Below are 279 nucleotides of genomic sequence, written 5' to 3' on the forward strand. Positions count from 1 at the left end.
GATCGGTGTCCGGCAGATTTGGCACGGTTCACCGGCCCGGCGATAGACGTATGTCCGCGGCCGGCCCGGACCATAGGCCGGGGCGCCGTGATCATCGTCGGGGCGCACGACGTGCATCTTGCCGCGTCGGACGCCGATTGCCATCAATGCCACGAGATCCGCCCAGAGGCCGTCCCACTCGGCGCGGTCGATCCCGGTGCCGGGCCGATGCGGATTGATCGATGCCCGGAACAGAACCTCGGCACGGTAGACGTTACCCACACCGCACAGAACCTTCTG

At 67.0% G+C, this 279-nt stretch carries 1 pseudogene; it reads right to left on the reverse strand.

The features are described from left to right. Positions 1-270 (reverse strand): annotated as a pseudogene (locus SB717_RS35265) (hypothetical protein); the annotation flags it as partial. Positions 271-279 lie beyond the last annotated feature (9 nt).

It is taken from the genome of Priestia sp. SIMBA_032, from assembly GCF_046535215.1.
Lineage (GTDB): Bacteria > Bacillota > Bacilli > Bacillales > Bacillaceae_H > Priestia > Priestia aryabhattai.